The 11162-nt window shown below is 72.7% G+C and carries 7 protein-coding genes, 5 tRNA genes and 1 pseudogene; 3 read left to right on the forward strand and 10 right to left on the reverse strand.

The annotated features are described in order from the left end of the window. Positions 1-104: 104 nt before the first annotated feature. Entirely contained in the window at positions 105-701 is a 597-nt protein-coding gene (gene leuD, locus ABT093_RS26645; protein ID WP_350568766.1) for a 3-isopropylmalate dehydratase small subunit, read from the reverse strand. A 5-nt stretch (positions 702-706) separates the two neighbouring features. Further along, the gene (gene leuC / locus ABT093_RS26650) at positions 707-2128 is read right to left on the reverse strand and encodes a 3-isopropylmalate dehydratase large subunit (RefSeq protein WP_350568767.1); all 1422 of its coding nucleotides are present in this window, start codon (positions 2126-2128) and stop codon (positions 707-709) included. A 229-nt stretch (positions 2129-2357) separates the two neighbouring features. Between leuC and ABT093_RS26655 the strand changes: the two genes are divergently transcribed. Continuing rightward, positions 2358-3071: an IclR family transcriptional regulator gene (locus tag ABT093_RS26655; RefSeq protein ID WP_030306825.1), complete on the forward strand. Its 714-nt coding sequence runs from the start codon at positions 2358-2360 to the stop codon at positions 3069-3071. 157 nt (positions 3072-3228) lie between these two features. Here ABT093_RS26655 and ABT093_RS26660 read toward each other — a convergent pair. The 8 genes from ABT093_RS26660 to ABT093_RS26695 form a co-directional block, all read right to left on the reverse strand. Continuing rightward, positions 3229-3303 (reverse strand) — tRNA-Gln (locus tag ABT093_RS26660). A gap of 46 nt (positions 3304-3349) precedes the next feature. Then, positions 3350-3422: transfer RNA gene (locus ABT093_RS26665), tRNA-Glu, on the reverse strand. A gap of 26 nt (positions 3423-3448) precedes the next feature. Further along, a tRNA-Glu gene (locus ABT093_RS26670) sits at positions 3449-3521 on the reverse strand. Between the two features lie 27 nt (positions 3522-3548). Further along, positions 3549-3621 (reverse strand) — tRNA-Glu (locus ABT093_RS26675). Between the two features lie 42 nt (positions 3622-3663). Continuing rightward, positions 3664-3735 (reverse strand) — tRNA-Gln (locus tag ABT093_RS26680). 225 nt (positions 3736-3960) lie between these two features. Then, complete coding sequence (gltX, locus tag ABT093_RS26685) at positions 3961-5457, reverse strand: glutamate--tRNA ligase (RefSeq protein ID WP_350568769.1); 1497 nt, start codon at positions 5455-5457, stop codon at positions 3961-3963. Next, positions 5450-6250, reverse strand: coding sequence for a fumarylacetoacetate hydrolase family protein (locus ABT093_RS26690; protein WP_350568771.1), 801 nt, complete (start codon positions 6248-6250; stop codon positions 5450-5452). The genes gltX and ABT093_RS26690 overlap by 8 nt, the downstream gene beginning before the upstream one ends. Before the next feature lie 204 nt (positions 6251-6454). Beyond that, a complete protein-coding gene (locus ABT093_RS26695; protein ID WP_350568773.1) occupies positions 6455-6676 on the reverse strand; it encodes a hypothetical protein in 222 nt (73 codons plus the stop codon). A gap of 629 nt (positions 6677-7305) precedes the next feature. On the opposite strand from ABT093_RS26695, the gene ABT093_RS26700 reads away from it, so the two are divergent. Together ABT093_RS26700 and ABT093_RS26705 are read left to right on the forward strand one after the other, a co-directional pair. After that, complete coding sequence (locus ABT093_RS26700) at positions 7306-11061, forward strand: nitrate- and nitrite sensing domain-containing protein (RefSeq protein ID WP_350568775.1); 3756 nt, start codon at positions 7306-7308, stop codon at positions 11059-11061. Between the two features lie 10 nt (positions 11062-11071). Next, a pseudogene (locus ABT093_RS26705) lies at positions 11072-11162 on the forward strand (roadblock/LC7 domain-containing protein); the annotation flags it as partial.

The raw sequence follows: 11162 nt of genomic DNA on the forward strand, positions 1-11162 counted from the left end.
GCGGGCGGGCACAACTCCCGCCCCGGAACGGCGGATGGCCCGCCCCCCCGAGGGGGGAGCGGGCCATCCGGCGGTTCGTCAGAATGCTTGTTCAGAAGGGGAGCTCAGGCCACCGGCAGGGTACGCGGCTTGAACGCGGGACGACGCTCCTCGAACGCGGCGATGTCGGCCTCGTTCCGCAGGGTGATGCTGATGTCGTCCAGGCCGTTGAGCAGCCGCCACCGCACGTTGTCGTCCAGTTCGAAGGGCGCGGTGACGCCCTCGGCGCGCACCTCGCGGGCCTCCAGGTCGACGGTGATCTCCGCGGCCGGGTCGGCCTCGGTGAGCTCCCAGAGCCGCTCCACGGTCTCCTGCGGGAGGACCACGGTCAGCAGGCCGTTCTTCAGCGAGTTGCCGCGGAAGATGTCGGCGAAGCGCGAGGAGATCACCGCGTGGAAGCCGTAGTTCTGCAGGGCCCAGACGGCGTGCTCGCGGGAGGAGCCGGTGCCGAACTCGGGGCCGGCCACCAGGACGGTGGCACCCTGGCGCTCGGGCCGGTTGAGGATGAACGACTCGTCCTTGCGCCAGGCCTCGAACAGCCCGCCCTCGAAACCGGAACGGGTGACCTTCTTGAGCCAGTGGGCGGGGATGATCTGGTCGGTGTCGACGTTGCTGCGGCGCAGCGGCACGGCCCGGCCGGTGTGGGTGGTGAACTTCTCCATGCTGCTCAGACCTCCACGGCGGCGTCGGCCACCAGATCGGCGGGGGCCGCCAGGCGCCCCAGGACGGCGGTCGCGGCGGCGACCTGCGGCGAGACCAGGTGGGTGCGTCCGCCCTTGCCCTGGCGGCCCTCGAAGTTGCGGTTCGAGGTGGAGGCGCAGCGCTCGCCGGGGGCGAGCTGGTCGGGGTTCATGCCCAGGCACATCGAGCAGCCCGCGTGCCGCCACTCGGCGCCGGCCGCGGTGAACACCTTGTCCAGGCCCTCCTCGACGGCCTGCAGGGCGACCCGGACGGAGCCGGGCACGACCAGCATCCGCACGCCGTCGGCGACCCGGCGGTCGCGCAGCAGCTCGGCGGCGGCGCGCAGGTCCTCGATCCGGCCGTTGGTGCAGGAGCCGACGAAGACCGCGTCGACCTCCACCTCGCGCAGCGGGGTGCCGGCCTCCAGGCCCATGTAGGCCAGGGCGTTCTCGGCGGCGATCCGCTCCTGCGGGTCGGCGAAGGAGGCCGGGTCCGGGACGGCGGAGCCGAGCGGGGCGCCCTGGCCGGGGTTGGTGCCCCAGGTCACGAACGGGGTCAGCTCGGAGGCGTCGATGAAGATCTCGTGGTCGAAGACCGCGTCCTCGTCGGTGACCAGGGTCTTCCAGTACTCGACGGCGGCGTCCCAGTCCTCGCCCTGCGGGGCGTGCGGGCGGCCCTTGAGGTACGCGAAGGTGGTCTCGTCGGGGGCGATCATGCCGGCCCGGGCACCCGCCTCGATGGACATGTTGCAGACGGTCATCCGGGCCTCCATGGAGAGGCCGCGGATCGCCGAGCCGCGGTACTCCAGGACGTAGCCCTGGCCGCCGCCGGTGCCGATCCGGGCGATGATCGCCAGGATCAGGTCCTTGGCGGTGACGCCCTCGGGCAGCTCGCCCTCGACGGTGATCGCCATGGTCCGGAACGGGGCCAGCGGCAGGGTCTGGGTGGCCAGCACGTGCTCGACCTGGCTGGTGCCGATGCCGAACGCCAGCGCGCCGAAGGCGCCGTGGGTGGAGGTGTGGGAATCGCCACAGACGACGGTGGTGCCGGGCTGGGTCAGGCCCAGCTGCGGGCCGACCACGTGCACGACGCCCTGCTCGACATCGCCCAGCGAGTGGATCCGGACGCCGAACTCGGCCGCGTTCCTGCGCAGGGTCTCCAGCTGGACCCTGGAGACCGGGTCGGCGATCGGCTTGTCGATGTCCAGGGTCGGGGTGTTGTGGTCCTCGGTGGCGATCGTGAGATCGGTGCGGCGGACCGTGCGCCCGGCCAGCCGCAGGCCGTCGAAGGCCTGCGGGCTGGTCACCTCGTGGAGCAGGTGCAGGTCGATGAAGAGCAGGTCGGGCTCGCCCTCCGCGCGCCGGACGACGTGGTCGTCCCAGACCTTCTCTGCGAGTGTCCGTCCCATCGGGTTCCCTCCAGCCGGCCGCGTTGCCGGCCTTCTCGTGTCGTCGGGGTCGAAGCTGTCGCCGCCCTGTGCGGCGCGTCGCGCGACCTGCACGCCGGATCGGTGTCCACGATGCGGACACCCGGCCGGGGCCGCATCCTGGATGTCTCCCGGGCTGCTGCATCCAGAGTGGCGCTTTTCGCGGAAGATTGAACTTGCGTCTCGCGGAATGAGACTGCAGTCTTAGCGCATGGACAACTCTAGCGGCGTCGGCGTTCTCGACAAGGCCGCTCTGGTGCTGAGCGCACTGGAGTCGGGCCCCGCCACGTTGGCGGGGCTGGTCGCCGCCACCGGTCTGGCGCGCCCCACGGCCCACAGACTCGCCGTCGCACTCGAACACCACCGTCTGGTCACCAGGGACATGCAGGGCCGGTTCATCCTCGGCCCCCGCCTGTCCGAACTCTCCGCCGCGGCGGGCGAGGACCGGCTGCTCGCCACCGCGGGCCCGGTCCTGACCCACCTGCGCGACGTCACCGGCGAGAGCGCACAGCTCTACCGCCGGCAGGGCGAGATGCGGATCTGCGTCGCGGCCGCCGAGCGGCTCTCCGGTCTGCGGGACACCGTCCCGGTCGGCAGCACCCTGCCGATGAAGGCCGGCTCGGCCGCCCAGGTCCTGCTCGCCTGGGAGGAGCCCGAGCGGCTCCACCGGGGCCTGCAGGGCGCCCGCTTCACCGCCACCGCGCTCAGCGGCGTCCGGCGGCGCGGCTGGGCCCAGTCGATCGGCGAGCGGGAGCCGGGCGTGGCGTCCGTCTCCGCGCCGGTCCGCGGACCCTCCAACCGCGTCGTGGCCGCCGTGTCGGTCTCCGGCCCGATCGAGCGCCTGACCCGCCACCCGGGCCGGCTGCACGCCCAGGCCATCATCGAGGCCGCCAACCGCCTCACCGAGGCCCTGCGCCGCAGCTGACCCCCCGGCCCTTCCCCCGCCCCCACTCCCCGTTTCCCCCACTCCCCCACGGAATACCGAAAAGGGCCCCGCTCGATGCCGAGCGGGGCCCTTCGGGTCGGTGGAATTCCCGGGCCGGGAAACAAGAAAGACCCCGGGGACCGGGGCCTTCATTTTCTGGCTGGGGTACCAGGACTCGAACCTAGACTAAATGAACCAGAATCACTCGTGCTGCCAATTACACCATACCCCAACAAAGCAATCAGCCGATGAGCTGGCCCATCGGCTTCACGCTTCGGTACCCCCGACCGGATTCGAACCGGCGCTACCGCCTTGAGAGGGCGGCGTGCTAGGCCACTACACAACGGGGGCTTCCTGGCGATCCCTTGCGAGATCAGTACCCCCGACCGGATTCGAACCGGCGCTACCGCCTTGAGAGGGCGGCGTGCTAGGCCGCTACACAACGGGGGCTTTCCAGGCGGTCCCTTGCGGGACCAGTACCCCCGACCGGATTCGAACCGGCGCTACTGCCGTGAGAGGGCAGCGTGCTAGGCCGCTACACAACGGGGGCTTGCTCTTCTGTTGTGCGATCCGGGTGGACCGCGGTACTGCGCTGGGGTACCAGGACTCGAACCTAGACTAAATGAACCAGAATCACTCGTGCTGCCAATTACACCATACCCCACCAGAGTTGAACCCCTGTCGGGGATCCGCTCGGGCTTGCGCCTCCCGTCCGGCTCCGGCGTGGGTTTCGCTCCCTCGTCGTTGCCCTCCCGGGCGGCGCAGAAAGAACATTACCCGACGTCCGCCCCGGCTCCAAAATCGATAACCCCAGGCAGCGGGCAGGGGGCTGTCCGGTGACGTCCGGGGAGGCCGCGGGCCCGGCGCGCGACCGGGCCCGCGGGCGGGGTCAGGCCGCCGGCAGGGCCGCCGCGGCGGCGGTCAGCCGGCGCAGCGTCTCCGGGCGTCCGAGCAGCTCCATCGACTCGAACAGCGGTGGGGAGACCCGCCGGCCGGTCACCGCCACCCGCAGCGGGGTGAAGGCGAACTTCGGCTTGATGCCCAGGCCCTCCACCAGGGCCTCGCGCAGCGCGGCCTGGATCGCCTCCGGCTCGAAGTCGCCGAGCGTCCCCAGCGCCGCGATGCTCGCCTCCAGCACCGGCCTGGCGTCCGCGGTGAGCACCTTGGCCGCGTCCTGCGGGTCGACGGCGAAGTCCTCGGGCGCGACGAACAGGAAGCCGGCCATGCCGACGATCTCGCCGAGCACCACCATCCGCTCCTGGGTGAGCGGCGCCACCTTCGCCAGCAGCTCCAGCTGCCCGGCGCTCGGCTCGGCCGGCAGCAGTCCGGGGGCCTGCAGGTACGGCACCAGGCGGCGGACGAAGTCCTCCGGGGCCAGCCGGCGCAGGTGCTCGGCGTTGATCGCCTCGCACTTCTTCAGGTCGAAGCGGGCCGGGTTGGAGTTGACCTTGGTGATGTCGAAGGCCGCGACCAGCTCGTCCACGGTGAAGACGTCGCGGTCCTCGGCGAGCGACCAGCCCAGCAGCGACAGGTAGTTGAGCAGGCCCTCGGGGATGAAGCCGCGCTCCCGGTAGAGGTTGAGCGAGGCCTGCGGGTCGCGCTTGGAGAGCTTCTTGTTGCCCTCGCCCATGACGTACGGCAGGTGGCCGAAGCGCGGGGTGGAGCCGTCGCCGACGCCGATGTCGGCGAGCGCGGCGTAGAGCGCGATCTGGCGCGGGGTCGAGGAGAGCAGGTCCTCGCCGCGCAGCACGTGGGTGATGCCCATCAGGGCGTCGTCCACCGGGTTGACCAGGGTGTAGAGCGGCGCGCCGTTGGCCCGGACGATGCCGTAGTCGGGGACGTTCTCCGGCTCGAACGAGAGCGTGCCGCGCACCAGGTCGTCGAAGGCGATGGTGGTGTCCGGCATCCGGAAGCGCAGGATCGGCTCGCGGCGCTCCAGCGCGAAGACGGCGCGCTGCTCGTCCGTCAGGTCGCGGCAGTGGCCGTCGTAGCCGGAGGGCCGGCCGGCCGCGCGGGCGGCCTCGCGGCGGGCGTCCAGCTCCTCGGTGGAGCAGTAGCAGTGGTAGGCGTGGCCGGCCTCCAGCAGCCGGCGGGCGACGTCCGCGTAGACGTCCATCCGCTGCGACTGGCGGTAGGGCGCGTGCGGGCCGCCGACCTCCGGGCCCTCGTCCCAGTCGAAACCGAGCCACTTCATCGCGTCGAGCAGTTGCCCGTAGGACTCCTCGGAGTCGCGGGCCGCGTCGGTGTCCTCGATGCGGAAGACCAGGGTGCCGCCGTGGTGGCGGGCGAAGGCCCAGTTGAACAGGGCGGTGCGGACCAGGCCCACGTGCGGGTTGCCGGTCGGGGACGGGCAGAAGCGCACCCGCACGGCCGGGGCGTCAGCCACGCTTGACCACCTTGTTGGCCAGGGTGCCGATGCCCTCGACGGTCACGGCGACCTCGTCGCCGACGTTCAGCGGCCCCACCCCGGCGGGGGTGCCGGTGAGGATGACGTCACCGGGCAGCAGCGTCATGGCCTCGGAGACGTGCACGATCAGCTCGGCGACCGAGCGGACCATCAGCGAGGTGCGGCCGGTCTGCCGCAGCTCGCCGTTGACCGTGCAGGTGACGGCGAGGTCGGAGGGGTCGAGGTCGGTCTCGATCCACGGGCCGAGCGGGCAGGAGGTGTCGAAGCCCTTGGCCCGGGCCCACTGGCCCTCGCGCTGCTGCACGTCGCGCGCGGTGACGTCGTTGGCGCAGGTGTAGCCGAGGATCACCTCGGGCACCCGGTCCAGCGGCACCTCGCGGCACATCCGGCCGATCACCACGGCCAGTTCGGCCTCGTGCTGGACGTCCGAGGAGAACGGCGGGTAGGCGATGGACTCGGTCGGGCCGATCACCGAGGTGGACGGCTTGAAGAAGGTGAGCGGGACGTCCGGGACGTCGTTGCCCAGCTCGGCGGCGTGCGCGGCGTAGTTGCGGCCGACCGCGACGATCTTGTTGGGCAGCATCGGGCTGAGCAGCCGGACGTCCTGGAAGCGGTAGCTCTCGCCGGTCGGCTGGGGCTGACCGAACGGGTGGCCGGCCAGCGCGTGGACCACCAGCGACTCCGGCCGGGCCGGGTCCCCCTCGACCACACCGAAGGAGACGCTGCCGGCGGCAGGGCTCCCTTCCCGGACGGAAAACCTGGCAATGCGCACGGCTGGGCTACCCCTCGCTTCGACGGCCGCCCGGGGCGCGCCCGGGCGCTGGTGGGTGCCGCGGCCCCTTCGGACCCGGCCCCGCTCGATCGCTGCCCAGGCTATCGCGTGGGCCCTGACCTGGCCCGCCGCCGCGAGCGGGCGAAGACACGACGGGCGCCGTCACCAGGGTGACGGCGCCCGTCGGGGCGTACGCGGAACGCCTCAGTCCTGCGGGACGTTCACCACCGGGGCGACCATCAGCTGGGTGCGGCGCGGGTTGGCGGTGGCGGCCGGCAGTTCGGCCGCGTAGGTCACGACGTCCTCGGGCTTGCGGGCGCCGGGGATCTGGCCGAAGTCCTCGACCGAGGCCAGCGTCGTCCGGCGCGGGTTCGCCGTGGAGCGGCTGGTCAGCGTGGACCTGGTGGCCTTCTTCGCCTGGGACATCTCGTCAGCACCTCAAGGTCGCGGCCGGGCGACCGACCACGATCGGCACCGGCCTGAGTGATTCGGGGAGATTCTGGGCAGGCTGATCAGGGGCCGTGCTCCGGATACAGCAAGATTACGGATCTCTTTCCACAGCCACCGTGACCAAAGCTACACATTCGTCTGTGATTTTGGTCACAAAACACGGAACATATCTCTGATATCCGACATATCGCTGCATCGCCCTTTACTGGCATATCGGAAATATCGGGCATACCCGAAGCTCCGCCCATCGTGTTGATCTCGGGTCTGCTTGGCATGTATCCGGCGAGTGTCCGAAAAAGGCGGTATTCCGGTCCGTTTGCCGCACAGTCGGTGAGTTACCGCGCGCGGTGCGTAGTGCCGTCCGGTGTGCCCCGTCCGCCCTTGTTGGGATTCCCCGGCTGTGCTGGAATGCCACGGACCGTGGGTAGGGAGCTGTCCACCCCGGTGACCCGCTCTCCCGGACCGGCCGGGGTGCGGATGGAAACTCGACACCGTCCAGGCCGTGGCGACGCGGCGGGACGCCCGGTCCAGAGGTTGCGACGCCAGTGCAGGGACGTTTCAAAAGGGGTAGCGGCGCCGCGGGTGACCCGGAGTCGCGTGAGCCCGTGGCAGCCCCCCAGCAGGCGGCGGCCCCCGGCGGCCCGGCCGAACCGGCACCCGACGTGGTCGGCGGGCCGGAGGAGGACGGGGCGGAGCGGAAGTCGACCCGCGGCAAGCTCCGCAGCTCCCTGACCCGCCGGCGCGCCAAGGGCATGAGCCGCCTCGCCATGCGCAACTGGCGCATCCGCAGCAAGCTCATCGCCCTGCTCGCGCTCCCGGTCCTGGTCGCGCTGGTCCTCGGTGGCCTGCGCATCCAGACCTCGCTCGAGACCTCGCAGCAGTTGGCCCAGATGGCCAACCTCTCGGACCTGGCCAAGAAGGCGACCGACCTCGCCAACGCCCTGCAGAACGAGCGGGACGTCAGCGCGGGCCCGATCACCGCCAAGCCCAACGCGCCGCTGGACGACGACATCGTCGCCGCCCGCAAGGTCACCGACGACCTCAGCCGCACCTTCACCGCGTCCTCGGACAAGTTCGAGAACCTCGAACTCTCCGGCGGAAAGGCGCTGCTCTTCCAGATCCGCAAGGACCTGAACTCGGTCTCCGACGCGCGCGGCAACCCGTACCAGAACAACCAGAACATCCAGGCGACGATCACCGCGTACGACGTGATCATCCGCGACCTGCTGTCGATCACCCAGGACATCGCGCTCGCGTCCAACAACCGCGAGCTGGTCCGCGCGACCCGCGCCCTCCAGCAGTTCTCGCTCGCCAAGAACGCCACCTCGCAGCAGCGCGCGCTGATCAGCGCCGCGCTCGCCAACCCGGGCGGCCCGGACCTCAGCCTCAGCGACGAGTCCTTCGGCATCCGGCTGAAGTCGTCCTACGACAACGCGCTCACCGGGTTCAACAACATCTACACCTCGCACGACCTGGACAACCTGCGCGGCCAGCTGAGCTACAACTCGGTGGTCGCCGCGGCCGACCGCTTCGCGCGCTCGATCCTCCAGCAGAGCGGCATCCGCCAGGCCGAGACCGTCAGCTACAAGGACTGGTACGAGCAGTCCACCGCCAAGATCGCCGCCGAGCGCCGGATCGAGTCCAAGCTCATCGAGGACCTCGACGGCAAGGCCCAGGAGCTCCAGTCCCAGGCCGACACCGAGGCCCTGATCATCGGTGCCGCCGTCGCGCTGGTGCTGCTCGTCGCCCTCGGTGGTGCCGGTCTGATCGCCCGCTCGATGGTGCGCTCGCTGACCCGTCTGCAGGCCGCGGCCGAGGACGTCGCCGAGCGGCGGCTGCCCGAGCTGGTCAAGACGCTCTCCGAGTCCGACCCGCACGACGTGGACGTCACCGTCGAGCCGGTCGCCGTCGACTCCGCGGACGAGATCGGCCACGTGGCGCACGCCTTCGACATGGTGCACAGCGAGGCCGTCCGCCTCGCCGCCGAGCAGGCCCTGCTGCGCGGCAACATCAACGCGATGTTCACCAACCTCTCGCGCCGCAGCCAGGGCCTCATCCAGCGCCAGCTGTCGCTGATCTCCGAGCTGGAGAGCCGCGAGGCCGACCCGGACCAGCTGGCCAACCTCTTCAAGCTGGACCACCTCGCCACCCGCATGCGCCGCAACGGCGAGAACCTGCTCGTCCTCGCCGGTGAGGACCCGGGCCGCCGCTGGACCCGCCCCGTCCCGCTGGTCGACGTGCTGCGCGCCGCCGCCTCCGAGGTGGAGCAGTACGAGCGCATCGAGCTCGCCGCCGTGCCGTCGGCCGAGGTCGCCGGCCGCGTCGTCAACGACCTCGTCCACCTGCTCGCCGAGCTGCTGGAGAACGCCACCTCGTTCTCCAGCCCGCAGACCCGCGTGCGGGTCACCGGCCACGCGCTGCCGGACGGCCGGGTGCTCGTCGAGATCCACGACACCGGCATCGGCCTGAGCCCCGACGACCTCGCCGAGATCAACGAGCGCCTCGCCAACCCGCCGACGGTGGACGTCTCGGTCTCCCGCCGCATGGGCCTGTTCGTGGTCGGCCGCCTGTCGCTGCGCCACGGCATCCGCATCCAGCTGCGCCCCAGCGACTCCGGTGGCACCACCGCGCTGGTCATGCTCCCGGTGGACGTCACCAACTCCGCCGACCGCCGCGGCCCCGGCCGCTCCGGTGGCGGCCAGCCCAAGCAGCAGCGCGGGGTCACCCCGACGCCGCGCCAGCAGCGCCAGGTCCCGGCCGGTCCGGGCGGGCGCCCCGGCGCCCCGGCGGCGCTCGGCCAGGGTCCGGCGGGCGGTGCCCCGCAGGGCCGGCCGCAGCTCGGCCAGGGCGGGCCCGGCCCGTCCGGCGGACAGGGCGGACAGGGCGGACAGGGCGCGGGCGGCGGTCTGCCGACCCGTCAGGCCGGCCAGTCGCTGCGCGAGAACCCGGCGCAGCAGGGCGGGCGGCCGGGTGCCCCCGGCCAGCAGGGTCCCGCCCAGCAGGCCCCCCACCAGCAGGGTCCCGCCCAGCAGGGCGGCCTGCCGCAGCGCACCCCGGGCCGAGGGGGCCCGCAGCAGGGCGGCCCCGGCGGCCTGCCCCGCCGCGGCCAGCAGCCCGGTGCCCAGCAGGGCGGCCCGCAGCAGGGCGGCCCGGGCGGACGCCGTCCCGGCCAGGAGCGCCCGCAGGGCGACGGCGTCCCCGCCGCCCGCGGCGGCGAGCAGCCCCAGCACGGCTGGGCCGACCAGTCGGGCCGCCCGGGCGCGCCGCAGGGCGCCCGCCCCGGTGAGCGTCCGCAGGAGGGGCTGCCGCAGCGTCAGCGGCCCGGCCAGGGCCGTCCGCCGCAGGGCCCCCAGGGCGGTCCGCAGGGCCCGCAGGGCCAGGGCGGCCGTCCGCAGCGGCCCGCGCCGGGTGACCGGCAGCAGCCGCAGCAGCAGACCCAGCCGCTGCCGCAGGTCCAGCAGGCCCAGCCGCTGCCGGCGGCCGAGCCCACCCCGGTGGAGAGCACCCAGCAGTTCGCCCGCCCCCGGTTCGAGGCCAGCGACATCGACCCGCGCGACCCGCTGGGCCTCGGCCTGGTGGAGCCGGTGCTGCCGAGCATGCCCAACCCGGTCCGTCCGGAGCAGGCCGGCCGGCCGCAGCAGCCGCAGGCCCCGCAGCAGCCGGTCCAGCAGCCGCCCGCCCGCCCTGAGCCGATGGCGCTGCCGACCGGACCGTCCGACGGCGGGGCCCCGGCCGGGCAGGGCCGGCCCGGCGAGGAGGGCCGCCCGGCCCAGCAGCAGAGCCGGCCGCGGCCGTACCAGCCGCGCCGCCCCGGCACCACCGCCCCGGGCCACCCGCCGCAGGCACCCGGCCGGCCGGCCACCCAGCCGCAGGCCGACCGGACCCAGCAGCAGACCCAGCAGCAGACCCAGCAGCCGCAGCAGCAGGCCCAGCAGCAGCCGGGTGACGCCCCGTGGCGCCCGTCGGCCAACGACGAGCGCTGGCGCCGCGCCGAGCAGGTCCGCGAGCCGTCGACCAGCGGGGTGACCATGTCGGGCCTGCCCCGGCGCACCCCGCAGGCCAACCTGGTCTCCGGCACCGCCGAGGCGTCCCCGCTGACCGGTCCGCAGGTCTCCCGGGCACCCGAGGAGGTCCGCGGCCGCCTCACCAACCTGCGCCGCGGCATCCAGCAGGGCCGCCGGGCCGGTGCCGAGCAGGCGGCCGGCCAGGCGCCGGGCAACCCGGCGCAGGGCAACCAGGGCCAGGCCGACCAGGGCAACCAGGGCAACCAGGCCGGTTTCCACCATGGTGCCCAGCAGCCCGGGTTCGATAGTTTCGGGGGCCGGACCGACGGCAACGCCGCAGATCATCAGGAGCGTTGAGTTGAATCAGATGAGCCAGGCCGCACAGAACCTGAACTGGCTGATCACCAATTTCGTGGACAACACCCCCGGGGTGTCGCACACGGTGGTGGTCTCCGCGG

Origin of the sequence: Kitasatospora sp. NPDC002551 (genome assembly GCF_040296005.1) — a bacterium.
In the GTDB taxonomy this organism is placed as follows: domain Bacteria; phylum Actinomycetota; class Actinomycetes; order Streptomycetales; family Streptomycetaceae; genus Kitasatospora.